This is a genomic window from Paenarthrobacter sp. NPDC057355 (assembly GCF_042667405.1).
Lineage (GTDB): Bacteria > Actinomycetota > Actinomycetes > Actinomycetales > Micrococcaceae > Arthrobacter.
The window spans coordinates 717,355-742,055 of record NZ_JBHVAL010000001.1; the positions used below are offsets into that span (position 1 = coordinate 717,355).

23 protein-coding genes are annotated in these 24,701 nt (G+C 62.6%); 9 read left to right on the forward strand and 14 right to left on the reverse strand.

Annotated features, from left to right (window positions below):
* The first annotated feature begins 32 nt into the window (after positions 1–32).
* Positions 33–2,045, forward strand: coding sequence for a M3 family metallopeptidase (locus ACFUOZ_RS03285; RefSeq protein ID WP_377544735.1), 2,013 nt, complete (start codon positions 33–35; stop codon positions 2,043–2,045).
* 61 nt (positions 2,046–2,106) lie between these two features.
* Here ACFUOZ_RS03285 and pdxS read toward each other — a convergent pair whose 3' ends face one another.
* From pdxS to ACFUOZ_RS03320, 7 genes are all read right to left on the reverse strand, one after another.
* Complete coding sequence (gene pdxS, locus ACFUOZ_RS03290) at positions 2,107–3,033, reverse strand: pyridoxal 5'-phosphate synthase lyase subunit PdxS (RefSeq protein WP_377544738.1); 927 nt, start codon at positions 3,031–3,033, stop codon at positions 2,107–2,109.
* A 213-nt stretch (positions 3,034–3,246) separates the two neighbouring features.
* Positions 3,247–3,873 (reverse strand): phosphatidylinositol phosphate synthase, encoded by a 627-nt coding sequence (pgsA, locus tag ACFUOZ_RS03295; RefSeq protein ID WP_377544741.1) that lies wholly within the window; start codon positions 3,871–3,873, stop codon positions 3,247–3,249.
* On the reverse strand, positions 3,863–4,456 hold the full coding sequence (locus ACFUOZ_RS03300) for an HIT family protein (RefSeq protein WP_377544743.1): 594 nt from the start codon (positions 4,454–4,456) through the stop codon (positions 3,863–3,865). Before ACFUOZ_RS03300 ends, pgsA begins: the two co-directional genes overlap by 11 nt.
* Before the next feature lie 19 nt (positions 4,457–4,475).
* Positions 4,476–6,485, reverse strand: a complete 2,010-nt coding sequence (gene thrS / locus ACFUOZ_RS03305; protein WP_377544745.1) for a threonine--tRNA ligase — start codon at positions 6,483–6,485, stop codon at positions 4,476–4,478.
* A 129-nt stretch (positions 6,486–6,614) separates the two neighbouring features.
* Complete coding sequence (locus tag ACFUOZ_RS03310) at positions 6,615–10,151, reverse strand: DNA polymerase III subunit alpha (RefSeq protein WP_377544970.1); 3,537 nt, start codon at positions 10,149–10,151, stop codon at positions 6,615–6,617.
* A gap of 4 nt (positions 10,152–10,155) precedes the next feature.
* Entirely contained in the window at positions 10,156–10,500 is a 345-nt protein-coding gene (locus tag ACFUOZ_RS03315) for a DUF6504 family protein (RefSeq protein ID WP_377544747.1), read from the reverse strand.
* Positions 10,501–10,581: 81 nt separating this feature from the next.
* Positions 10,582–11,643, reverse strand: coding sequence for an FAD-dependent monooxygenase (locus ACFUOZ_RS03320; protein ID WP_377544750.1), 1,062 nt, complete (start codon positions 11,641–11,643; stop codon positions 10,582–10,584).
* A gap of 52 nt (positions 11,644–11,695) precedes the next feature.
* Here ACFUOZ_RS03320 and ACFUOZ_RS03325 point away from each other — a divergent pair, with 52 nt between their 5' ends.
* Both ACFUOZ_RS03325 and ACFUOZ_RS03330 read left to right on the forward strand, forming a co-directional pair.
* Positions 11,696–12,232, forward strand: coding sequence for a TetR/AcrR family transcriptional regulator (locus tag ACFUOZ_RS03325; RefSeq protein WP_377544752.1), 537 nt, complete (start codon positions 11,696–11,698; stop codon positions 12,230–12,232).
* Positions 12,233–12,288: 56 nt separating this feature from the next.
* On the forward strand, positions 12,289–12,678 hold the full coding sequence (locus ACFUOZ_RS03330; RefSeq protein ID WP_144658970.1) for a hypothetical protein: 390 nt from the start codon (positions 12,289–12,291) through the stop codon (positions 12,676–12,678).
* 21 nt (positions 12,679–12,699) lie between these two features.
* Here the strand turns inward: ACFUOZ_RS03330 and ACFUOZ_RS03335 are convergent, their stop codons facing one another.
* Positions 12,700–13,446, reverse strand: a complete 747-nt coding sequence (locus tag ACFUOZ_RS03335) for an SOS response-associated peptidase (RefSeq protein WP_377544972.1) — start codon at positions 13,444–13,446, stop codon at positions 12,700–12,702.
* A 168-nt stretch (positions 13,447–13,614) separates the two neighbouring features.
* On the opposite strand from ACFUOZ_RS03335, the gene ACFUOZ_RS03340 reads away from it, so the two are divergent.
* From ACFUOZ_RS03340 to ACFUOZ_RS03350, 3 genes are all read left to right on the forward strand, one after another.
* Complete coding sequence (locus ACFUOZ_RS03340) at positions 13,615–13,872, forward strand: mycoredoxin (protein ID WP_018777778.1); 258 nt, start codon at positions 13,615–13,617, stop codon at positions 13,870–13,872.
* 142 nt (positions 13,873–14,014) lie between these two features.
* The gene (locus ACFUOZ_RS03345) at positions 14,015–15,100 is read left to right on the forward strand and encodes an S-(hydroxymethyl)mycothiol dehydrogenase (RefSeq protein WP_377544755.1); all 1,086 of its coding nucleotides are present in this window, start codon (positions 14,015–14,017) and stop codon (positions 15,098–15,100) included.
* Positions 15,097–15,735: an MBL fold metallo-hydrolase gene (locus ACFUOZ_RS03350; RefSeq protein ID WP_377544757.1), complete on the forward strand. Its 639-nt coding sequence runs from the start codon at positions 15,097–15,099 to the stop codon at positions 15,733–15,735. The genes ACFUOZ_RS03345 and ACFUOZ_RS03350 overlap by 4 nt, the downstream gene beginning before the upstream one ends.
* Positions 15,736–15,812: 77 nt before the next feature.
* On the opposite strand, the gene ACFUOZ_RS03355 is transcribed toward ACFUOZ_RS03350, so the two are convergent.
* Genes ACFUOZ_RS03355 through ACFUOZ_RS03365 form a run of 3 tightly spaced genes read right to left on the reverse strand, consistent with a single transcriptional unit; the run spans position 15,813 to position 17,873 of the window.
* Complete coding sequence (locus ACFUOZ_RS03355; protein WP_377544759.1) at positions 15,813–16,562, reverse strand: biotin/lipoate A/B protein ligase family protein; 750 nt, start codon at positions 16,560–16,562, stop codon at positions 15,813–15,815.
* Positions 16,562–17,365 carry a thioesterase family protein gene (locus tag ACFUOZ_RS03360; RefSeq protein WP_377544762.1) on the reverse strand — a complete coding sequence of 268 codons (804 nt, stop codon included), beginning with the start codon at positions 17,363–17,365 and terminating at the stop codon, positions 16,562–16,564. The genes ACFUOZ_RS03355 and ACFUOZ_RS03360 overlap by 1 nt, the downstream gene beginning before the upstream one ends.
* Before the next feature lie 31 nt (positions 17,366–17,396).
* Positions 17,397–17,873, reverse strand: coding sequence for a DedA family protein (locus ACFUOZ_RS03365; protein WP_377544764.1), 477 nt, complete (start codon positions 17,871–17,873; stop codon positions 17,397–17,399).
* Between the two features lie 92 nt (positions 17,874–17,965).
* Here ACFUOZ_RS03365 and ACFUOZ_RS03370 point away from each other — a divergent pair, with 92 nt between their 5' ends.
* Positions 17,966–18,940, forward strand: coding sequence for a hypothetical protein (locus tag ACFUOZ_RS03370; RefSeq protein ID WP_377544766.1), 975 nt, complete (start codon positions 17,966–17,968; stop codon positions 18,938–18,940).
* On the opposite strand, the gene ACFUOZ_RS03375 is transcribed toward ACFUOZ_RS03370, so the two are convergent.
* Both ACFUOZ_RS03375 and ACFUOZ_RS03380 read right to left on the reverse strand, forming a co-directional pair.
* Positions 18,937–20,445 (reverse strand): FAD-dependent oxidoreductase, encoded by a 1,509-nt coding sequence (locus ACFUOZ_RS03375; RefSeq protein WP_377544768.1) that lies wholly within the window; start codon positions 20,443–20,445, stop codon positions 18,937–18,939. The two genes, ACFUOZ_RS03370 and ACFUOZ_RS03375, sit on opposite strands and share 4 nt — an antisense overlap.
* A 66-nt stretch (positions 20,446–20,511) precedes the next feature.
* Positions 20,512–21,003 carry a DNA alkylation repair protein gene (locus ACFUOZ_RS03380; RefSeq protein ID WP_377544770.1) on the reverse strand — a complete coding sequence of 164 codons (492 nt, stop codon included), beginning with the start codon at positions 21,001–21,003 and terminating at the stop codon, positions 20,512–20,514.
* A 60-nt stretch (positions 21,004–21,063) separates the two neighbouring features.
* Between ACFUOZ_RS03380 and ACFUOZ_RS03385 the strand changes: the two genes are divergently transcribed.
* Positions 21,064–22,152: a YhcG family protein gene (locus tag ACFUOZ_RS03385; RefSeq protein WP_377544772.1), complete on the forward strand. Its 1,089-nt coding sequence runs from the start codon at positions 21,064–21,066 to the stop codon at positions 22,150–22,152.
* A gap of 42 nt (positions 22,153–22,194) precedes the next feature.
* On the forward strand, positions 22,195–23,562 hold the full coding sequence (locus ACFUOZ_RS03390) for an HNH endonuclease (protein ID WP_377544774.1): 1,368 nt from the start codon (positions 22,195–22,197) through the stop codon (positions 23,560–23,562).
* 5 nt (positions 23,563–23,567) lie between these two features.
* Here ACFUOZ_RS03390 and ACFUOZ_RS03395 read toward each other — a convergent pair whose 3' ends face one another.
* Entirely contained in the window at positions 23,568–24,683 is a 1,116-nt protein-coding gene (locus tag ACFUOZ_RS03395) for an ABC transporter ATP-binding protein (RefSeq protein ID WP_377544776.1), read from the reverse strand.
* Positions 24,684–24,701: the final 18 nt, after the last annotated feature.

Below are 24,701 nucleotides of genomic sequence, written 5' to 3' on the forward strand. Positions count from 1 at the left end.
AGGACACGATTTCTACGTGAAAGAGTCACTTCATGACCAATCCCCTGCTTAGCCCCAGCCCGCTGCCGTACGGACTCCCGCCGTTCGCCGACATTTTCCCTGCCCACTACGCCGAGGCAGTAAACGCCGGACTGGCAGCGCATTTGGAAGAGATTGACGTCATCGTAGCCAACCCGGCCCCTGTTACGTTCGAGAACACGGCAGTAGCAATGGAGCGGTCGGGATCTCTCCTGAAGAGGACGGCGGCAGCCTTCTTTACATTGGTCTCCGCCGATGCCGATGAAGCCATCAGAGCGCTGGAGACGGAACTCTCCCCCAAGTTCGCGGCCCACCAGGATGCCGTGTACATGAACCGGGGCCTTTATGAACGCTTCTCAGCCATCGACGTGGCGGGCCTCGATACCGAATCAACCCGCCTGGTGGAGGAATACCTCAAGGAGTTCCGCCAGTCCGGCATCCAGCTCGATGACGCCGGGCAGGACCGCCTGCGGCAAGTCAACGCGGAGCTCTCACGGCTGGGAACCGACTTTGGCCAGCGGGTCAAAGAGGCGATGAAATCCTCAGCCCTGCTTCTTGACGACGTCGGAGACCTCGCCGGGCTGCCGGAGGAGGACATCGCAGGCGCCGCCGAAGCGGCCAACTCCGCAGGCCATGGCGGAAAGTACCTGCTCACGCTGATTCAACCGAGTAACCAGCCTGCCCTCGCCTCCCTCGAAAAGCCGGCCATCCGCCGTCGTTTATATGAAGCCTCGCTTGCGCGGGGCACGGCTGGCGGGCCGCTGGACGTCCGTGAACTGGTGTTGGCCACTGTCCGCCTGCGGGCAGAGAAAGCAACGTTGCTGGGCTTTGCCAATTTTGCCGAGCTCGTGGTGGATCAGCAGACGGCCCCGGGATTTGGCGATGTTCAGGCCATGTTGCGCCGGTTGGCACCTGCCGCCGTGCGTAACGCCGAGGCCGAGGCCAAGGCGCTGGCCGAGGCAGCGGGCAGGGAACTGGATCCTTGGGATTGGCCGTACTATTCGGCCAGGGTGCGCAAGGATAAGTTCGAGGTGGACGAACAAGCCCTGCGTCCCTACTTTTCCTTGGAGACAGTGCTCCATGACGGTGTCTTCCATGCCGCGACCCAGCTCTACGGAATCACGTTCGATGAACGTACGGACCTGGACGGTTACCATCCCGACGTCCGGGTGTGGGAAGTCCGCGACGAAGACGGGAAGGGATTGGGCCTCTTCCTTGGTGACTACTACACCAGGGAGACCAAGCGCGGCGGGGCGTGGATGAACTCCCTCGTGGAGCAATCCACCCTGCTTGGCACCCGACCGGCAGTGATCAACAACCTCAACATCACCAAGCCTGCTCCCGGCGAGCCCGCGCTCCTGTCCCTGGACGAAGTCCGGACCGTGTTCCATGAATTCGGCCACGCCCTGCACGGCCTGTTTTCACAGGTCACGTACCCGCGGTTCTCCGGCACATCGGTGCCCCGCGATTTCGTGGAGTACCCTTCACAGGTCAACGAGATGTGGATCATGTGGCCGGAAGTACTGGCCAACTACGCACGACACCACATCACAGGTGAGGCCCTTCCCCAAAACGTCGTGGACAAGCTCAACGACTCGTTGTTGTGGGGTGAAGGCTTCGCCACTACGGAGTATCTGGGCGCCGCGTTGCTGGATCTTGCATGGCACGTCTTGTCCGAGGCTGACGTACCTGAGGACGTCCTTGCCTTCGAGGCCAACGCCCTTGCCCAGGCATCCATCGCCCACCCCCTGATTCCCCCGCGCTACCGGACCGGCTACTTCCAGCACATCTTCGCCGGCGCCGGTTATGCCGCCGGCTACTACTCCTACATCTGGAGCGAAGTACTGGACGCTGACACCGTGGAGTGGTTCAAGGAAAACGGCGGGCTGAACCGCGCGAACGGCAACCGGTTTCGATCGGAGCTGCTGTCACGGGGCAACAGCCGGGACCCGCTGGAGTCTTTCCGCGCCTTCCGGGGCCGGGACGCCCAGCTGGAACCCCTGCTGAAGCGCCGCGGACTCGGGTAGAACGACGCCGGGCCGGTCACCTTGGAAGGTGACCGGCCCGGCGTCGTACTGCTTTTGCTTGTTACCAGCCGCGCTCTGCGAGGCGGTGGGGCTCAGGGATTTCGTCGACGTTGATGCCGACCATCGCTTCACCCAGGCCGCGGGAGACCTTCGCGATCACGTCAGGATCGTCGTGGAAGGTGGTGGCCTTCACGACGGCGGCGGCGCGCTCTGCGGGGTTGCCGGACTTGAAGATACCCGAACCGACAAACACACCATCGGCGCCGAGCTGCATCATCATCGCAGCATCAGCCGGGGTCGCGATGCCACCAGCGGTGAACAACACCACCGGAAGCTTGCCCGTAGCGGCAACTTCCTTGACCAGCTCGTACGGGGCCTGCAGCTCCTTCGCCGCGACATACAACTCGTCCTCGGGCAGCGAGGAGAGCTTCGCGATCTCGGCGCGGATCTTGCGCATGTGACCGGTCGCGTTGGACACATCTCCCGTGCCGGCCTCGCCCTTGGAACGGATCATCGCAGCACCCTCGTTGATGCGGCGCAGCGCCTCACCCAGGTTGGTGGCACCACAGACGAACGGAACAGTGAAGTTCCACTTGTCGATGTGGTTGATGTAGTCAGCCGGGGTCAGGACCTCGGACTCATCGATGTAGTCCACACCGAGGGACTGCAGGACCTGGGCCTCGACGAAGTGGCCGATACGGGCCTTGGCCATCACCGGGATGGACACCGCGGCAATGATCTGATCAATCATGTCGGGATCGGACATGCGGGACACGCCACCCTGGGCGCGGATATCAGCCGGAACACGCTCCAGCGCCATGACAGCCACGGCACCGGCGTCCTCGGCGATGCGGGCCTGCTCGACGTTAACGACGTCCATAATGACGCCGCCCTTGAGCATCTCCGCCATGCCCCGCTTAACGCGGCTGCTGCCCGTGACGCTGTTCGCGGACGAACCGGCTTCGTTGCTTACATCTGGTGTAGACACAAAAACCCCTATGGGTAGATAAACGACCTTCTTGCCGGAGGCACGCGCAGCCAACGACCACATTCAGCGCACACCGGGTTTCAGGTCAAGGTGACCAAGTACTAGTAATAGTAGTCGCAGGATGCATGGCGGAAGTACATTCATTACTGCCATATGGGGCAACAAACAGGCTTGTGGTAGGACAGCTGCACAAACAGCGGCCACCGAGTCTGGTCAGATGCCAGTTCCCTCGGCTTCGGCCATGGCTTGCCGGCGGACGGTCGCCATTCTTTGGACGACCGTGGCAAAGCTGGCCAGTGCCAGCAGCACAAGGGTCGCGAAAAGCACCACGCGGGGAAGCCCCAATCCGGTAAGGCCCGTTATCAGGAGGACCGACGCCAACCGCTCGGCACGCTCGGCAATTCCGACACTTGCGTGGTAGCCAAGTGATTCCGCTTTGGCCCTTGCATAGGAAACGACCATTCCGAGGACCAAGCAAACGACGGCGGCAGTTCCGATCGCCGCATCCCGGCCTCCGGTGAAAAACCAGATGGTGAGACCGGCGAAGATGGCACCATCGGCCAAGCGATCCAATGTTGAGTCAAGGAAGTTTCCCCAACCTCCGCTGCGGCCCTGGAGCCGGGCCATGATGCCGTCGACCACATCGGAAAAGGCGAAGACCGCCACAAAGACTGAGCCCCACCAAAGGTGGCCCAGCGGGTAAAGCACCAAGCCGCCCGCCATGACCCCGACTGTGCCGACAATCGTTACGGCGTCAGGTGACACACCGATCCGCAGGAGCCAACGCGCCAGAGGGGTAAAGAGTGAGGTGAAGAAGCCGCGCGCATGCCTATTGAGCATTCGACTCCCCCGGCCAGGCTTCAGCCACGAGCTTGCGGACCTCGTCCAAGGTCTGCGTGATGGCTTTGGTCTGGGCGATGATGGGGAAGAAGTTTCCGTCTCCACCCCATCGTGGAACCACATGCTGGTGAAGGTGGGCGGCGATGCCTGCCCCACCGGTGACGCCTTGGTTCATTCCGAGGTTGAAACCACTGGGGTTGGAAACCTTACGCAGGACCCTCATGGCGGTCTGCGTCAGCTCAGCGAACTCTGCGGTCTCTTCCACTGTGATGTCCGTGTAGTCCGGCACATGGCGGTAGGGACAGATCAGCAAATGTCCCGGGTTGTAGGGGAACAGGTTCAGCACCACGTAGCAGGTCCTGCCCCGGTGGACGATCAAGGATTCCTCGTCCGAGCGGGTGGGGCCTACACAGAACGGGCAGTCATCCTTGTTCTTGAACTGTTCCTGCCCGCCCTTGATGTACGCCATGCGGTGCGGAGTCCACAGGCGCTGAAACGCATCCGGAACGCCTGCGAGTCCGAAATCATCGGTTACGTCTGCGTCGCCCGGAAAGTCAGCTGCCGCGCCTGTGTTCTCCTGCACCGTCACTGTTTCCGTTCCGTCAGCTCTCGCGGTTCTTTACGGCGTCAACGATCCTGCGGACCGCCTCTTCCACGGGGACGCCGTTGTCTTGGCTGCCGTCACGGAAACGGAATGACACGGCGCCAGCTTCGGCGTCCTCACCTCCGGCAATGAGCACGAAGGGAATCTTGTCCTTGCTGGCAGTGCGGATCTTCTTCGGGAAGCGATCCGAGGAAATATCCACCTCGGCGCGGATACCTGCAGCCTTCAGCTGCCCCACGACGTCGAACATGTAGTCATTGAACGCCTCGGCAACAGGGATGCCCACCACCTGGACCGGTGCCAGCCACGCCGGGAACGCTCCGGCGTAGTGCTCAGTGAGGACACCCATGAAGCGTTCAACCGAACCGAAGAGGGCACGGTGGATCATGACAGGGCGCTGGCGCGTTCCATCAGCCGCCTGGTATTCCAGTTCGAAGCGCTCAGGCAGGTTGAAGTCCAGCTGGATGGTGGACATCTGCCAGGTGCGGCCCAGGGCATCCTTAGCCTGCACCGAGATCTTCGGGCCGTAGAAGGCCGCTCCACCCGGATCCGGCACGAGCTCGAGTCCGGAGGCCTCCGCTACCTCGGCCAGTGTCCGCGTGGCTTCTTCCCACGTGGCGTCGTCCCCAACGAACTTTTCTTCGTTCTTGGTGGAGAGCTCCAGGTAGAAATCGTCCAGACCGTAGTCCTTGAGCAGGCCGAGCACGAAGTTCAACGTCGTGGTGAGCTCGTCCTTCATCTGCTCCCGCGTGCAGTAGATGTGGGCATCGTCCTGTGTCATGCCGCGTACACGGGTCAGTCCATGCACGACGCCGGACTTCTCGTAGCGGTACACCGAACCGAATTCGAAAAGGCGCAACGGAAGTTCACGGTACGACCGGCCGCGCGAGCGGAAGATCAGGTTGTGCATGGGGCAGTTCATCGGCTTCAGGTAGTAATCCTGGGCCGGCTTACGCACGGTGCCGTCCGGGTTGAGCTCTGCGTCCACCTGCATCGCCGGGAACATGCCGTCCTTGTACCAGTCAAGGTGGCCGGAGACCTCGTAAAGGTGCCCCTTGGTGATGTGCGGGGTGTAGACGAACTCGTAGCCGGCGTCCACGTGGCGCTTGCGCGAGTAGTCCTCCATCTCCTTGCGGATGATGCCGCCCTTGGGGTGGAAGACAGGCAGGCCGGAGCCAAGCTCATCCGGGAAGGAGAAGAGGTCCAGCTCGACGCCGAGCTTGCGGTGGTCGCGGCGTTCGGCTTCGGCGATGCGCTCCTGGTAGGCCTTCAGGGCTTCCTTGGTGGGCCATGCCGTTCCATAGATGCGCTGCAGTTGCTGGTTGTTCTGGTTGCCCAGCCAGTAGGCGGAGGACGAACGGGTCAGTGCGAAGGCGTTGGAGATGATCTTGGTGTTGGGCAGGTGCGGACCGCGGCAAAGATCGCACCAAACGCTGTCTCCACTCTTGCGGTCGACGTTGTCGTAGATAGTGATATCGCCGGCGCCCACCTCCACGTTGACGCCTTCCGCAGCATCCACGGCATCGTTTTTCTTGCCGAGCAACTCAAGCTTGTAGGGCTCGTTGGCCATGGCCTGGCGGGCTTCTTCTTCGGTGACCACACGGCGCACGAACTTCTGGTTCTGGTTGATGATCTTCTGCATCATCTTTTCCAGCTGGCGCAGGTCTTCCGGGGTGAACGGCTCAGCGACATCGAAGTCGAAGTAGAAACCGTCGGTGATGTAGGGACCGATGCCAAGCTTGGCGTCCGGGCGCAGCTGCTGCACGGCCTGGGCCATGACGTGGGCCGTGGAGTGGCGGAGGACGTTGAGTCCGTCCGGCGATTCGATGGTGACGCCCTCGACGTTTGCACCGTCGGAAAGGGGCTGGTCGAGGTCCTTGAGCACACCGTCAACACGGGCTACAACAACGTCGCGGCGCTCGAAGAAGAGTTCCGCGCCGGTAGTCCCTTCCGTCACCTTTGTCTCTTCGCCATCGACGATGAGGGTGATCTGTTGGGCATCTGACACGGGTGTCTCCTATTCATAGTGAAGGCTTCATAGCTTGTGGCATACGGGGACCACAGCCAGCCACCGTCAATCGTATCCGCTTCGGCGAAGGCGGCCAAAGCAGCGCGCCGGGCCTGGATCCGGGGTCGTTCAGCTTCCCAAACCAGTAATGGCAAGGTTCCTGGAGATGCCATGAAGTGGTCCATGCTGCGTGTATTCGGCAGGTGGCTGCTCATCGCTGCGGAGGATTTCCGGATAGGGCAAGGTTTCGGGCTTGCCAAGATCCCAGGCTTTGCTCGCGCTGAGGCTGATGCCTTTGGGACCAGTCCGCCTGGTGGTTCCACGGATCAACAACAGGCGTGTTCCGAACAGCAATGGCCCCGACTCTTCCTGGGCTTCGTGGAAGAAAACCGAATCCACGCATCCGGTGCCGTCGTCGATGCTGATGAAGACAACCCGCCTCCCTCCTCGCATGGGAGGGGTCTGGGTGGCAATGCGGACTCCGGCTACCAGTACTTCTGTTCCATTGCGCAAGCCAAGGAGTTTGTCGGCGGTTGTCACTCCGAGTTTCTCCAGTAGCGGGCGGTGGCTCTCCATCAGATGTTCACTGACGTCCACGGCCATGAGGTCAAGTTCCGCCCTGACGTTCTCCACCATGGTGGTGGGCGGCAGTTCCGGGGCAATATTCCTTAGCTCAACATCCCCCAGCGCAAACGACAGTTGTCCCTCGATGACATCGCCCGGCTTCTTCGAAGGGCTGCTTTGCAGAGCCTGCAGATGCTGCACCAGATCAGCCCGGTTGGCTTTTCCACCGGAATCTTTATGAAGGGCATCGAAGGCACCGAGTTGAGCCAGCCTTTTGATGTTCGGCTTGCTCACCCTCGCCCTGGTCCGCAAATCGGCCAAGGAATCGAAAGGTTGACCAGCCACAACTCTCTTCAGTTCGGCTCCCGAGAAACCGTAGATTCCTGAAAGGCTCAGCCGGATTCCAAGCTTTCCGCGATCAGGTCCTTCAAGGATTTTCTCCACCCTGTATTCCGCCTGGCTTCGGTTGATGTCCAAAGGAAGGATGGGAATGCCAAGACGGCGCGCTTCTGCCACCAACAGCCGTTTGGGGCACATCCCGGGATCGTGCTCCCAGAGCCCGGCAAGGAAGGCTTCTGGATGATGGGCTTTAAGCCATGCCGATTGGTAAGTCGGCACTGCAAAGGCCGCCCCATGGGCTTTGCAGAAGCCAAAGCTTCCGAAAGCCTTCAATGTCCCCCAGACCTTGTCCACTACCTCAGGCGTGTAATTCCTGATGGCTTCACGACGGAAATAGCTCTCCACTGCAGGCTCCCGGAGCTCATCGCCCAAAGCCCTGCGGAATTCATCAGCCCTGGCCAAGCCGCAACCGGTCATGACATCAAAGGTCTTGAGGATTTGTTCGTGGAAAACTGTCACTCCATGCGTTTCCTGCAGCACGGGTTTGAGGTCCGGATGTGGGTAGACCTCCGGCGCAAAACCATGCCTGTGCTCGAGGAAGGGGCGCACCATGTCCGATTTCATTGGGCCAGGACGGAACAAAGAAATATCGATGATGAGGTCATTGAATTCGCGTGGAGCCATTTTTCCTATGAGCTCCCGTTGACCCGGTGACTCGATCTGGAAGCACCCCAAGGTGTGGGTGCTTCGAATCAGGTCGAAGGTTGGCTCGTCGTCGAACGGGACGTCGTTGAGCTCGATCCGGCCGTCCCCGCCGATGTAGTCAGGTCCTGTACCTCCAGGTCCCACTGGGTGGTTTCCTGCCGCTACCACCTCTGCTTTGGAAGGATGGAGCCGGATTACTTCCCGCACCGCGAAGGCCATGGCACTTTGCATTCGCACGCCCAGGACATCCAGCTTGAGCATGCCCATGGGATCCATGTCATGTTTGTCGAACTGGCTCATGGGAAGGCCCAGGCCGCTGGGCTGGACAGGGGTCCGGTCAAGGAGTGTTGCATCCCCCAGAATTACTCCACAAGGGTGCATGGAGATATGACGGGGCAAGCGGTCGAGTCTTTCAGTGAGGTCCACCAGGAGATCGAGTTGCTGGTTCTCTTCCATGCCGCCGCGTTCTACACGGCCGGCGAAGTCGCGGAGTTCGGGCTTCTCCACCAGGGCTTCACGGAATTTTCGAGCAGAGAACCTCCAGAGCTGCTTGGCGATATCGCCGACCTCGCCCTCATCCATTCCCAGCGCCATTCCCGCGTCCCTGACAGCGCCGCGGGCCCTGTAGCCGTTTTGCATGCTCATAAGCGTGACCCGCTCAGCCCCGAACCGGTCGAAGATCTTCCGGTAGACGTTGTGCCGTTCGGCGCTTTCGACGTCGATGTCGATATCAGGCAGGGTGGACCGGCGTCCGGAGAGGAAACGTTCAAAAATGAGATCGTGGCGGATGGGATCAACCTGGCTGATGTCGATCAGGTAATTGACCAGGCTTGAGGCCCCTGATCCCCGGGCTGCAACCCTGACCCCCATATCAAGGATCATCCGCGAAACCTCAGCCACAGTGAGGAAGTAGGAGCCAAAGCCCAGCCTGCCGATGATCCCCAGCTCGTGCTCCAGCCGCGAGCGCACCAGCTTTTCCGCATCACCGCTGATACCCGGGAATCGCCTGTTGATTCCGGCTTCACAGCGTTGGGCCAGTTCCAGCATGGGGTCGTTGTCGATGCCAATGATGGATGCCTCCGGCACCACGGGTTGTTTCCACCCCATGTCCAGGATGGGGTCGGTGCGGCATTTGTCCGCGAGCGCTTCTGTGTTGGCGAGCAGTTTGCTGAGCCCGGCTTGCCCCAGGCCGGCGGCAGTCATGATTTCCTTGCCGAGTTGGAGCATGTGGCGGGGGCTCTTCAGCCAGCCCTGCCCTGTGGGTTGAAGGTGCCCTGCGGGTTGAAGGTGGCCTGCGGGTTGAAGCATGGGTGCTGTGGAGAGTTCGGGGAGGGATTTCAGGGTGCGTGCCGAGTCCAGGACATCAGCGGTTGCTGCCCCGTCCTGGGCACAGTAGCGCACGGCGTTGCTGAGAATGGCGGGGACGTTGTATTCGAGCGCGAGTTTGAGCATGCGAACGGCATGCGCCGTGCTGAGGGGTTCCCCCGGTGCGCTGAGGTGGGAGACGATCTCGGCAACCAAGGTGCCGGGTGGCATGGCGTCGATCCATTGCTTGAAGAGGGTTCTGGGCCTGAGGTATTTGCGTCCGCCCATCGCCCGTCCGACATCAGAGTCGGGCCCGATCATTACGGTGAGTACGGGTTTGAGCGTTTTGGGGTCAAGGGTCCTGGAGGCAAGTTCAGCGCGGGTTACTGCAACGGGGACTACTCCCCCGGCTTTGCCCGAGGTGCGGGCATGGGCATCGGATACCAGGCGGCATAGCGCACGGTAACCGGCCCCTTTGTTGTGCCCGTGGGCCAGTACGACGACGCGGCCCGCGACTTGGGTGCGGTGGTCGCCGTCGTCGTCGAAGACTGCCAGGTCCACACCGACGATGGGATCGATTCCTGCGTCCATACAGGCTTTGAGATGTTTGACGGTGCCATAGAGGCCGTCCCTGTCCGTGCAGGCGAGCGCTGTGGCTCCGTCGGCCGCTGCGGATTGGGCGAGTTCGTCAGGCCAGGAGACGCCATAGTGTGCGCTGAAGGCTGTGGAGACGTGCAGATGGGAGAAGCTCAAAGGTTCACGCAGCTTCGTCGGGTTCCACTGCGCGGGCTGGTGCGGCGTCATGTATTCGTAGGAGCCGCCAGCGGCCGCTGCCTATGTGGCGGACAAGGTCAAGGGTGATTGCTTGCCCGTCATTTGGTCCGCCTTGCAGAGGCTGGAGCTGGACCCGCCAGATCTCGTGGTCAACGAGACCTGCACCGGCCCCGATGGGTGCACGGTTCTCTTCGACCCACCATTGGCGGCGTTCGAACCACCGGACCGGCTCGTTGGCGACTGTGTACCGGGCCCCTTTCCACTGAACTTCCTGTGGCTGGCCCGTTTCCGTGCAGATGACCACTACGGACTCGCTGAACAGCCCCATTTCACACCTCATTACGCCGGTTCGACTGATTCGAAAGTATGTTCGAATAAATCAAGCTTACGCCGCCGTCAGGGCAAAAACCTACTTCGAAGTACCACTCCGTGCAGAAGCCTTGGCTACACGCTTTCCGACCCGCTTTAGCAGCCCGTCACGCCACGGTTGCATCCCTTCAGCCAGCGCGACTCTCCCCATGAGGGTCGAGGCGAGCCTGAGCTGCTGGGTGCGCAACACGCGTTTCCTGTCGTAGGCGGCGAGCGCTTCATCCTTGGGCAATTCATTCAGGAGGCTTCCCAAGGTGACTGCGTCGATCAGCGCCTCGCAGGCACCCCGGCCGAGGTTCGGTGTCATGGCGTGGCCCGCATCTCCCACCAGGACCACGCTTGCCCGTGAATATCGGACCAACGGCGGAGTCGTCCAGATGCGCTGCGCCAAAGAGTTTCCAGGGGTCGCTTGGCGAAGAACATCCCTCACAGCTTCCGAGTATTTGCCGTATCTGTCCCGGGTAACCTCCAGCGCCTCCAGGACGTCCACCTTCTCCGGTCCCAGATCAGAGCGGAAGGAGGCGTACCAGTTGGTTCCCCCTGCAGCCGGGGCCAGCCCAAAGATCTCTCCCTTGCCCCAGTATTCGCCAACATCCCCAGGGGCGGGGGTGCCGGGAACGACTCCCCTGACAGCCAGGAAAGGGGTGGGCCTGGCCGCGCTCCGTCGGCCCCAGCGGTTTCGCCGGACAACACTGTTTACCCCGTCCGCGCCTACTGTCAGCCAGGCATTATCGGCAATCCCATCGGCTCTTCGGTATACACGTTCCACGGAGGCTGGCACCGCGGAATCGAGCAGCTTCAGCAGTTCGGGCCGGGCTATGCCGACCAAGCCTTCCCCTTCGATGGCCAGCAGGGCTGCACCCGCAGGGTCACGCAGGGCTCCGGCGGTGATGATTGATCCCCGGCGTCGAACAGCTCCAAGGATCCCGATTTCGGACAGAGCGCGTTGGGCCTCATGCCACATTGCCAGTGTTGTTCCCACGGCGGGCAGTTCGGGCCTCTGCTCGTACACCGTGACGTCGAAGGTACCCGGGTCGAGCCGTGCTGCGAGCGCCAGGCCGGCTATGCCCCCGCCGATAATGTCCACCTTTTTCATGCCCAAACTCTACTACTACATTTGTAGTAGGCATAGAGGTTGAAGCTAGACTTTTGCCATGCCCCACCGACGAACCCAGTTAGCCGATGCCGCGCTCGCCGTTGTCGCCGCCCAGGGCCTTAAAGGCCTCACCCACCGTGCCGTCGACGCCCAGGCCGGTGTCGCCGTCGGAACAACCTCGAACTACTTCCGTAACCGGGCCGCGCTGGTGGGGGCCGCCGTCGACCGCGTTGAAGAGCTGGACAGCCTCCTGCTGCAACAAGGCACCCCGGAACGCCCGACGTCGACCACGGCAGTGGCACAGCAGCTCGCCGGAGCGGTCATGGGACTCGCGCAGGAAAACGCCGAGCTAACGAGGGCACGCTTTGTTTTCGCACTCGATATGCCCGAAGTGGTGGCTGCCGGGCACGAACGGCTGGTATCGGCGTTGGCACAACTGCTCGAAGCCATGGGCCTCACCGAACCGCGGGCACGCGCAGAAGCGGTGTCCGATTACAGCGACGGCCTGGTCCTGCACCTGCTGACCGCCCGCAAAGGGCAGGACATCAGCACGGAAAGAGTGGCGGAAAACATCCAGCGTCTGCTGGAGGCTTGAATGAAGGATCCCCCGCAGGGGTGGACGGCGGCGGGTCCGCAGAGCAGGATTGTGCCATGAGTACCAATGAGGCATTCCTGAAGCAGGTCAACATCTCAGCCGCTGATGACAACCTGGTGGCGAGGTTCGAAATTGACGGCAACATTCCAGGCTCCGGCGCTTACGTCGTGGGCCTTGTTGCTGCCAGTGAAGATTACTCCTCGCAGAGAAGGCTCGGCATCGAGTTCATGAACGGCGAGGCGATCTCGTTCTACTCCTTCAACCACTCCCTCAGCGCTGAGGAAAACTACGACATCAAAGGTGTGGAACACTCCGGCAACGTCATCACGGGGAACTTTCCCATGTCCGCCATCCATGGACTCAGCAAAGGCCATGTGATGACCGCGTTCAGCGAAGCAGACGGCCGTGAATTCCAATCCGGCGTGCCGGTCAATGAAGCCCTCTGACGCCTGGAAACCATCTGCCGCTTAGAACAAGCCCTCCACCGGTTCGATAAGCTCCGGTGAATTGTTGCGGACATTTCCGACGGCGGCCCCCACCGGGTCCAGCGTCCAATCGGCAGCAGCATCGTGCGCCCGGGAGCGGACCAGGTCCACAAGGCCTGCGGCGTCCTTTTCCCGCGGATCGAGCCACGCTTCCATCGTCTCTGTGCTCATGGGCAGGGGGACGCGGTCGTGCAGCGATGTCAGTTCATCGAACACCGAAGCACTGCGTCGCGTCCGTGCAGAATCCGCCGTCGGAGTATCCGCGGTCAGGATGGACATGGACAGCAACCAGCGCGCGGGATCGTCCGGGGACGCGCTCTGGTCCCGCCACCACTCATACAAACCGGCGAACACCAGGCCGTGCCCATCTACGGGGTGGACGTAGTACGGCTGCTTGTTCTTGCCCTCACCCTTCTTCCACTCGTAATAGCCGTCCGCCGGCACCGCGCATCGTCGGGCTACGGCAGCCTTCCTGAAGGAGGGCTTCTCCAGAAGGGTTTCACTGCGCGCGTTGATCAAGCGGGCACCACCCGTGGGATCCTTGGCCCAAGACGGCACCAAACCCCACTTGGCCACGTGCAGCTGCCTCTTGACGTTTTCCTCGACCAACCGCTCAAGGACGATCGGGACCGCGTCCGTCGGGGCAACGTTCCACGACTTCTCCAAGGCAATCTCGTTCTCAAGCTCAGCGTCGAAGTCGGCGAGCAAATCTCCCACGGCACGGGCCATCACGTAACGTCCACACATGCCAACAGTCTGCCCTTTCCCCCGAAATCACACCAGCGCAGCCGTGTGACGTAACGCAGATCCGCAGCCAACCGGGAATTATTCTGCGCCGGGTTACCGTTGTTAGGAACGAATTACCCCGTGCAAACAACCACAATTGAGGAGAGCTCCGTGGACTTCACTCCCGACTCCGGCACCATCACCATGTTCTCGACCACCTGGTGCGGTTACTGCAACCGCCTGAAGAAGCAGCTCGATGCCAAGGGCATCGGCTACACCGAGATCAACATCGAAGAAGTGGATGGCACGGCCGAACTCGTCGAGCAGCTCAACGGAGGCAACCGCACCGTCCCCACCGTGCTCTTCCCGGATGGCACGGCTGCCACCAACCCCTCAGCTTCCGAGGTGGAGAGCCGCCTCGCCGCCTAAGCTGCTGCCGTAACCGGCGCAGGGCCCGCACGGAACAAACCACGTACTGTCTGCCACCTGTGATAGACAGAATGGGAATCCGTAGCGGGCCCTGTTGCATTAACCGGGCCCGCCCTCCGCGAGTCCGAAGGGAACCACTTCAATGGTCCACGCAGTCAAAGGCGTCGTCGTCCGCTCCAAGGGCGCACCCGCAACCCTCGAAACCGTCCTTGTTCCCGAACCCGGCCCAGGCGAGGCCCTGGTGGACATCCTCACCAGCGGCGTCTGCCACACCGACCTCCACTACAAGCTTGGAGGCATCAGCGACGACTTCCCGTTCCTGCTCGGCCACGAGGCTACCGGCGTCGTCAGCGCAGTGGGCCCCGACGTCACCGACGTTGCCCCGGGCGACCGTGTCGTCCTGAACTGGCGTGCCGTCTGCGGCAACTGCCGCGCCTGTAAGCGCGGCGAACCCCAGTACTGCTTCAACACCCACAACGCCACCCAGAAAATGACCCTCGAGGACGGCACGGAGCTGTCACCGGCACTGGGCATCGGCGCTTTCATCGAGAAGACCCTCGTCGCCGCCGGACAGTGCACCAAGGTCGACCCCGACGCCGATGCCGCCGCCGTAGGCCTGCTCGGCTGCGGCGTCATGGCAGGTCTCGGCGCCGCCCTGAACACCGGAGGCGTCAAGCGCGGCGACTCAGTGGCCGTCATCGGCTGCGGTGGCGTAGGCGTGGCAGCCATCGCGGGCGCGGCGCTCGCGGGCGCCACCACCATCATCGCCGTCGACATCGACGCCAAGAAGCTCGAACGCGCAAAGGACCTCGGCGCGACGCACACGGTTGATTCATCGGCAGGAGACCCGGTCGAAGAAATCCGTGCGCTCACCGGCGGCTTCGGCGCAGACGTGGTGATTGACGCCGTCGGACGCCCCGAAACGTACAAGCAGGCCTTCTACGCGCGCGACCTCGCAGGAACCGTGGTCCTCGTTGGCGTTCCCACGCCGGAGATGACCCTGGAACTGCCCTTGCTGGACGTGTTCGGCCGCGGCGGCTCCCTCAAGTCGTCCTGGTACGGTGACTGCCTGCCCTCCCGCGATTTCCCCATGCTGGTGGACCTCTACAAGCAAGGCAAGCTGGACCTCGATGCCTTCGTCACCGAACGGATCTCCATCGACCAAGTTGAAGAAGCATTCGACAAGATGCACCACGGCGCCGTCCTGCGATCGGTGGTTGAGCTGTGAGCGCCGCCAACCTCACGATCGAAAATGTCGTCACTTCCGGGACGTTCTCCCTGGACGGCGGCACCTGGGACGTGGACAACAACGTCTGGATCATTGGGGACGATTCCGAATGCATCGTCATAGACCCCGCCCACAACCCCGCAGCGATTGTGGACGCAGTCAACGGCCGGACCGTCAAAGCCATCCTGCTCACCCACGGCCACGATGACCACATCCGGTACGCAGGCGAGTTCCGCGAACTCGTCGACGCACCCGTCTACCTGCACAAGGAAGACTGGATGCTTTGGCATGACGTCTTCCCCGGGGTCGATCCTGACAACTCCATCTCGGACGGAGACACCTTCGAAGTCGCTGGCGGAACGCTCAAGGCCGTCCACACGCCAGGACATTCACCTGGCTCGGTGTCGTTCCACCTGCCCAGTGAAGGCACCCTCTTCAGTGGGGACACACTCTTCCAAGGCGGCCCGGGAGCAACGGGGCGTTCCTACAGTGACTTCCCCACCATCATCGAGTCCATCAGGACCAAACTCCTGACACTGCCGGAGGAGACCGTGGTCCGCACCGGCCATGGAGACAGCACCACGATCGGTGCGGAGAAGCCGCAGCTCGATGAATGGATAGCACGCGGCCACTGAGCGGGGTCTGTGCTCAGCTGCCCGATCCGCAGCTGAGCACAGACCAGGGTACCGGGCCGGCCAGGGAACCGCGGCGATCAGCCCAGGAGGGTGCGGAAGTCGCCGTCGACAACGTCCGCATAACCGCGGTAAGCGTCGACCACCGCAGCCTCCACAGTGCCTACGTCAAGGTGTGGCAGCAAGTCGTTGGCGGCGCCGGCCGTCGCGGGATCCCAATCCAGGCCCAGCGCCTCATAGCTGGCCGTCAGGACATCACGGATGGGCCCGGAATTTTCCACCACCACGACGGAGCTGAACAACCAGCCACCGGCGACAACGCGTTGGGCAGTGCCGATCAGTTTGATGCGGTGGGCGGGAAAGTCAGGGTCCTCGCCGTGGACGCTGAACTCGCCGGGGCAGTACTCCCCCGGGATCTCGCCGACGGCGGCGTGGACACCAACACTTCGCAGCGCACCTGCCAGCAGCTCGCCGAATTCGGAGAAACGCGCCTTTGCCTGGACGATGGCGTCGGGGTGCGGCTCAATGTGGTCTATGACCAGCGTCCCTTGGTGATAGGCGGCTGCACGGCCTCCCGCCTTCCGGACGAGCGGCTCGAAGCCGTGTTCCCGGCACGCCTCTTCGGCAGCAGCAAACCCTGGCAGGTTAGCGTCCCGCTGGCCAAAGGCAACGGTGGGTTGTGGCCGATACAAACGAAGCGAAGGCCCCAGTTGACCACTGCGGGCACGCTTGAGCAACTCCAGGGCAAAGTCGAGGTCCCCTGCGGCACCCAGGGACTCCTGCTGCCGGTAGACGGTGAGCAGCTTGCCGGGGGCGGCGGCCTCGTGCATCAGCTCTTCCTCAATGTCAGGATCTGCTCGGCCCTGCCGAACGGCCCATCAATGTCGTGCAGTACCGTCGATGTCAAGCCAATGCCATCGGCGCCGAAGGACACTTTGTTGTCCAATCCAAGCCACTCGCCGGATGGCGCCCGGTACATGTGGATCTGCAGGTCCACGTTCGGGAAGATGTAGCTGTCTTTGCCCGGAGGGACACGCGCGGCGATGCCGTTGGCAGTGTCGACGAGGCCCATCAGCCGGGCAAGGTCGGTACTGTCCGCCTTATCCGTCAGTGGGTGGGATGTTCGGATCCATACCCTGCCAGACCCCGGGCGGTGCCCTTCCGCGATGCGCATCTCCAGGGAGCGGATGAATCCGCCTGGCCAAACACTGGCACCATCCCAAGGCTTGCATTCATCCGGCGCGGGCATGGGTTCGTCTTCAACGGCGGCAACAGCACTGGTATCGCTGGTAATCATTCGCCAGGCGGCCGCACGGATGGCTGTGCGCCCTCCGGCGGAAAGCTCGGCCTGGATCAGTTCGATGGTCCTTCCCGGCCTCAGCGTCGAGGTCGTGATCTGGAACTCTCCTCCGGGAATGAGACCAAGGATTTCGTAGCTGATCCGGGCAAGCCGGACATCGTTCCTGGGGTCATGCCGCATCAAGGCATCGGCGAGGATTCCCGAGGCCGGCGCCATGTGTTGTTCGTGCGGATTCCATGCGCCCTGGGCATGGATCGTCGAACGGAAACGGCCGCCGCCCAACGATTCGTAATAGAAAACGCCGTCCGCCAGTTCCGGTAATGCAGTAGTCAACCCGAGCCTTTCGCCGATCCAGCAGTAGAACTCAGACCACTGTATCCGCTGATTTGGCTGCAGCCCGACGCTTGCGGATCACAACGATCCAGACAAGCAAAGCAGCCAACACTGCAATGCCCAGCGCCGCCCCGACCGGCGAGGCCGCGGCCACCGCCAGCCACGTGTCCAGAGCCGCGAGTCCAATGGTGGCGTACAGGACCGCCCAGATAATGGAACCGATGACGGCCGCAGGTAGATACCTCCGAAGGGGCATCCGCGCAGCACCAGCTGCCAGGTTGATCGCGGTCTGGAAGCCGATGGTGAGGAAGGAAAGCACGACGGCGTACGGCCCCCACCGCTGAATGAGGGCTTGGGCCCGGGCTGCTTTGGGCCGCTCCAGCGAGGTGCCGTAGCGGGTGTGCGCGAATCCGGCCACAACTCCGCGGCCGATCCAGTACGTGACATTGACGCGGATCATGACAATGGCGAAGAGCGCTGCAAGGGCAACGCCGAAGGGCAAACTCATGATCTGGTCCACCCGACTTAGGCTACCCTAAGCAGGACTTCAATCATGATTCGCTCCCGGCAACGGCAGCGGGTGAACCCTAGGATGGGTTAATGGATCTCCGCCAGGCCGCCCAGGAGCTGTACGCCGTACTGCCCCGCGACTTCACCGCAGAACGGACATCCCTGGTGCGCGCGGCCAAAGAATCAGGCCAGAAGGAACTCGCCCAAGAGATCGGCCGGCTCCCCAAGCCGGCCGCAGGGGCCTGGGCCATCAACATGCTCTCAGTCCACAAGCCCGAGGTGATCGACGCCGTCGTACGATTTGGCGCCTCGCTGCGCGCAGCCCAGGCAGAATCGGATGCCGGGGCGTTCCGGGAACTGAGCCAACAACGGCAAGGGCAGCTGACGACCGCCGTTCACGCCGCCAAGGACCTGGCCGAAGAGTTGGGCGCGCCCCTGAGCGCAGCGGCGGCATCGGACACGGAACAAACCCTGCGTGCCGCCATGGCCGACGCCGGAGCCGCGCGGGCGGTGGCCACAGGAAGACTGGTCCGGGGGCTCAGTGGAAGCGGCTTCGAGTCAGTCGACCTTACGGGCGCCACCGCGGCAGCTGGACCAGAAGATGCCGCAGACGCCGAAGAGCGCAGCGTTGGCGTTGGCGCCGCCAAGGCCAACAGGAGTACGGCGTCCGCCTCCGACGCACCCCCATCAAAAGCCAAGAGCTTAAAAGCAAAAGATCCGAAGGAACAGGCCACGTCCCTCGCCGACCGTCGCGCGGCCAAGCGGCAGGCCGCGTTGCAGGAAGCCCAGGACGAGTTTGATGCAGCGGACCGCGAAGCACTGGACGCGGAGAAGCAGGCATCCTCGGCATGGGACGTCGTCAACGAACTCGCCCGCCGGCGCTCCAAGGTCGAGGCCGACATTACGGAGGTGAAGAAGAGGCTGGCCTCCCTGGAGGCCGATCTCATTGGCATTACCCGGGATGCGGAGGCCGCCGAATCCGACAAGAAACTTGCAGTCAGGGCGGCCACCCAACTTCGACGCAGCGCGGACCAAGCACAGCGCCGCGTCGACAGGCTCAGCTAGTCCTTCTTTTTACCCACCGTTTTCTGCAGGTGGTGGGTTGCCGGCCCTTCAAGATATTTTCCCTCCGGCGTGAACCTGGAGCCATGCAGGGGGCAGTCCCATGATTTCTCGGCATCGTTCCATGTCAGGAGCCCACCCAAGTGCGCGCAGCTGGCCGAGACCCTGCAGACCTTTCCATCGACCGTGGAGACAGCGGCGGGTTCGCCGTTGTACAGCCCGACGACTCCGCTTCCTTCCGGAGGCCGGGTTTCATCGGTGATCGCCGGGGCGCTCCTGACTTTGGCCTTGTCTTCAATGATGCGCTTGGTGGTACTGGCGTTCAGCCGGACAGCCTGCAGGGCGCCTTGGGGAGATGTGACCCGGTGATGGATGATCCTGGCCCAGTCGGACTGGCCACCCAGGATGTCCGAGGTGATGGACAATGCTGCGGCCACCCCGTTGCTCATCCCCCATTTGTTGTAGCCGGTGCCGAAGAAAATCCTGCCATGGCCCCGAGGGAGCTTGCCGAAGAAGGGAACAAGGTTGGTTGCCTGATAGTCCTGCGCCGACCACGTGTGCGTCACTTCCGCGCCGGGGTAGTGTTTGTTGGCCCATCCCAAGAGGTCGTTCAGGTGCTGCTGGGGCGATGCGGCCCGGCCACCGGTATGTCCGTAGCCACCCACCAGCAAAAGCTCACCCTCAGCTGTGGGGTGCGTGCGCTGCGACCGGGTAGGAGCGTCGATGGACAAGTACATGGCCTGCGGAAGTTGTGTCCCTGGCGATGGACGCAGTGCCGCAGCATAGGAACGGTTGGGTTCCAGCTTTGCGAAGTACAGGCCTCGGTCAAGGATGGGGGTGCCCGTGGCCACCACCACGGTGTCGGCAGTGAACGTTCCCTTGCGGGTGGAGACTTCCAACGGCAGGCTGGAGCCGACGTTCTGCACCTGCACTCCCTCGACTACCAGGCCCCCATGTTCCCGGATGTCTGCAGCAAGGGTGTCCAGGACCTCCATCGGGTGAATCTGCGCTTGGTCCTCCAATTCCAGCGCCTCAATCACCGGAAAGGGCAATCCCGCGTCCCGACTGAAGTGGACCTCCAAACCTGCGTCCCGCGACACCGCAGCCTCCTTGCGGAGCCGCTGGGCGCCGTCGTCGGAAGTGGCGAAGGTGACCGCAGTCCGGCGCTGGAACGGAACGCCCTGCTGTTCCAGATACTGCGTGAGCCATGCCTGGCCGGACTTGTTTGCTTCCACATAGGCCTGCACCACTTTGAGGGAGTACTGCCCCCGGAGGGCGGACAGCGCTCCGCCCTGGAGCAGGCTCAGCTTGCCTGTGGTGTTGCCGGTGGTTACGGCCCCGAGGGTGCGCGCTTCGAAGACCACCACGCGCTGGCCGGAGCGGGACAGCAGCAATGCCGTCACCATCCCCGTCAGCCCGGCACCGACCACGATGGTGTCGAAGTGCTTTTCCTCGGGGATGGCGTCAGAGGTAAAGCGGGATTCCCTGTCCAACCACAGCGATTTCATCGATTGACCTGCCTTCCAGTCCACTGGCACGCGGTATGGAAACGCTAGGCCGGTCTGTGGTGCTTATCAAGGGGTGGCGGCCCCTGTGGCCAAAGCGGCCGCGCGGCGGAGCTCCTCGTCAGGGTCCGTAGACCACCGCTCCAGTACGCGTTCAGCACGTTCCCTGGCGCGCCCGTCCAGCCGGTTCAGCAGGGGTCGCACGACATCCGTAGCGAGGGGATCAACCAATTCCCTGGTTCCGGCCTGCCTGATAAAGCCTTCTATGCGCGTAAGGTCTGTGTTGACCAGGACACCGACTTTGCTTTGCAGCAGGACGACGGCGGCCAGCCTCCGCTCATAGACCGGTTCCTCCCACAGTTCCGAACTCAGCGCGGTGATGTCATCGTGCTCGAGGTTCTTGTGCCGCTTCAGCGCATCGCGCACCGTTCCCCGGACGGCTCCGACGGACGCGCCATAGACCTTCAGCCCGCCGCCCAGGCGCTCGGAAGCCTCAGCAGCTTTTTCCCAGGTCGATTCCATTTGCAAGGTGTAGTCCACGAATTCACCGGCATCACTCACCTGTCTATTTTGTCAGTGCCCACCCATAGCGTGGTGGCAACAGCAATCGACAGGAGCATCATGCCATCCAAAGAGCTCGCCACCGAGGCCTCGTTTCCGGGCGTTCCGGCGGCTTCCTCCATGCCTGATTGGTATCCCGCTTTGCTCAGCACCGTGGCGCGGGAGGTCCGGGTGGGCAGGACCCGCGCCATGGCGGCAGCCAACTCGGAGCTGCTGAATTCGTACTGGAGCATCGGCCGGCAACTGGCCGAGCGTGAATCCGAGCAGGGCTGGGGCGCGAAGGTTGTCACGCGGTTGTCCGCTGATATCCGTGCCCGGTTTCCCGAAGCCAAGGGCTTCTCCCCCAGGAACCTGCGGTACATGAAGAGTTTCGCCCAGGCGTGGCCGGACTTCCCGATGTTGCAAGCGCCGCTTGCAACATTGCCCTGGTACCACCAGATCGCCCTTCTGGAAAAGCTCGACGACGCCGCGACCCGCCTTTGGTACGCGGCGGCGGCAGCGCAGTACGGATGGTCGCGCAACGTCCTGACACACCAGATCTCCACCCGCCTGCACGAACGTTCCGGGCAGGCGATCACAAATTTCAAGTCCACCATGGTTCCGGCCGACTCGGACCTGGCCCAGCAGGCCACCAAGGACCCCTATGTCTTTGACTTCCTGGCGATGAGCGATCGCCATACCGAACGGGACCTGGAGCTGCAGTTGGTGAAACACGTGGAGAAATTCCTGTTGGAACTGGGCCAGGGTTTCGCCTTTGTCGGCGAACAGGTCCGGCTGGAGATCGCCGGAGATGAGTTCTTCGCGGATTTGCTCTTCTACCATCTGAAGCTGCGGTGCTACATGGTGATCGAGCTCAAAGCCGTGAAGTTCGAGCCAGGTTTCCTTGGCCAGCTGGGTATGTACATGGCAGCCGTCGATGACCTCATGGCACACCCTGACGATAAACCCACCATAGGCTTGCTGCTGTGCAAGGAGAAGAACAGCGTCGTGGCTGAGTACGCCTTGCGGGGGTTTAACGCACCCGTGGGAATCGCGGAGTGGCGGACATCGCTGGCAGATTCGCTGCCTGATGAGTTGGTTGCGAGCCTGCCGAGCATCGAGACACTGGAAGCCGAGTTGGCCAGCGAGGCTGCGCGGCTACAGGGTTAGCAGCCGGCCAATATTGTCGGAGCCTGCTGGCAGAGTAGGAACATGGGACGCAAGCCGGAGAGACGAGTTGGTGCAGGAGCCAGCGCTGCCGTGGTGCCAGCTCTTCCGGCGAGTACCGTGCCCGCGGATGTAGCGGCCAATCTCGATCCAGCCTCCGCCAGTCCCGGCACCATAAGCAAAGACCTGATCAACCAGCTCCGGGTGCTGGAGGACATGAAGTCGGCTATTTCGGGGTTGCAGGCCAAGATCACTGTTGCCTTCGACCTCGCCCAGCGTGCTGAGCAGGCCGAGGCGGGGGTGCCGGCTTCCGAACGCGGCAAGGGTGTGGGGGCGCAGGTGGCGCTGGCGCGGCGGGAATCCCCCAACCGTGGTTCCCGGCTCCTGGGCTTGGCGAAGGCATTGGTGACGGAAATGCCGCGCACCATGGCTGCAGTCGATGCAGGACTCTTGAATGAGTGGCGGGCCACGCTGATCGTCAAAGAAACAGCGTGCCTGTCCGTCGAAGACCGGGCGGCTGTGGATGAAGAACTCGCCGCGGACGCGGGTACCTTCGACGGGGCCGGAGACAAGACCGTTGTCGCCGCTACGAAAGCCGCCGCCTACCGCCGTGATCCTCGTTCGGTAACCCAAAGGGCTGCACATGCCGCGAACGAGAGGACCGTAAGTCTCCGCCCGGCACCGGACACCATGACCATCTTGACCGCACTGCTTCCGGTAGCCCAAGGCGTCGCAGCCTATGCTGCGCTCACCCGAGCCGCTGACTCAGCCCGGTCCCGCCCGGGAGGTGAAGAACGCGGTCGCGGCCAAATTATGGCCGACACCCTGGTTGAACGGATCACTGGCACGTCCGCCGGCTATTCAGGGATAGACCTGCAGCTTGTGATGACAGACCGCACCCTCCTGGCCGGTGACTCCGAACCAGCGCGGCTGACCGGCTACGGGGTTGTCCCGGCCGAGTGGGCCAGGGACCTTGTGTCCACAACGAAGGCTCACTGCGATCCGGACAGTGACTTCAACGTTTGGCTTCGCCGTCTCTACACGGCACCCGGAACCGGAGAACTCCTCGCTACGGATTCCCGGGCCCGCTTCTTTCCTCCGGGAATGCGACGCTTCCTCGAAGTACGTGACAACTTGTGCCGCACGCCGTACTGCGACGCACCTATCCGCCACATCGACCACGTCATCCCCTGGCGCCACGGCGGACACACCTCGTTGGACAACGGCGCAGGACTCTGTGAAGCCTGCAACCACACCAAAGAGGTCCCCGGTTGGACCGGCAGAACGGTTCCGGGCAGCAACCGCGCAGGCGCCGGCCACATCTTGGACGTCCAAACCCCCACTGGGCATAGCTACCGCTCACAGGCCCCTCCCCTGCCAGGACACCTGCGTGCCGCGGTAGATTCCACCTGAGCCGGCTACTCCCCTATAGGGAAAGCTACTCCTTCACCCACTACGCGGAGGCAGAGTTCTGTGCCCGGTTTGGTGATCGAGGCATTCCAGTGCCGGATGGTGATAATTTCGCCGCCACCTGGATAGCGGTGGCCGTTGCCCTGCCCGGCACCATCCTGGGCTGTGTAGGCGCCCAGCTTGATGCGGACAGTGGTTTCAGGCCCAAAGTAGTCCGTATCCACAACGACGCCGCGGATTGGACCGTCCGGCGCGATCCGGATCTGCTCCGGACGCAACATGAGCTGTACTCTGCCCTGGGCCGGCGGTCGCCGTACTGCAATGCCTCCGAGGGAACACGTTGCCAAGGAACCCTCCATCCATGCGTCAAGAATGACGGCCTCGCCCAGGAACTCCGCTGTCGCCCGGTCCGCAGGACGGGTGTACACCACGAACGGGTTGCCGATTTGAGCCAGCTTCCCGCCGCGCATGATGGCTACCTGGTCGGCGAAGGACAAGGCCTCGGCCTGGTCGTGAGTGACCAGGATGGTGGTCACCCCGGCAGCGTTGAGGACCTTTGCCACCGCCCGACGCGTGGCGACCCTCAAGCCGGCGTCGAGAGCCGAGAAGGGCTCATCAAGGAGCATCAGCTCAGGTTCGCGGGCAAGCGCACGGGCCAAAGCAACGCGCTGCTGCTGGCCGCCGGAAAGCTGATGCGGGCGCCGCTTGGCCATGGCGGTGTCCAAGGAGACCATCTCCAGCAGCTCTTCCACACGGGACCTCACGGCTCGACGACCGCCGTCGAGCTTGCCGGCGTCCAACCCAAAGGCGACGTTCTGGCCGACAGTCAGGTGCGGAAACAATGCACCATCCTGGGCGACGTAACCCACCTGGCGTTTGTGCGCGGGAACCTGGACACCGTCGCCCGCCACCGGAACGCCGTTCATGCTGATTGATCCGGTGTTCGGGTGTTCAAAACCGGCGATGAGGCGGAGCAGGGTGGTTTTGCCCGAACCCGACGGCCCGACGATGGCCGTTGTTCCACCGCGGGCGACCGAGAGGTTAACTCCCTTGAGCACAGCTTGTGCTCCGAAGTTCTTGGTGACCTCGGAAATGTCCAAGTGCGTGTTCGTGGTCGGCGCCACGGAAGGGGCCACACGCGG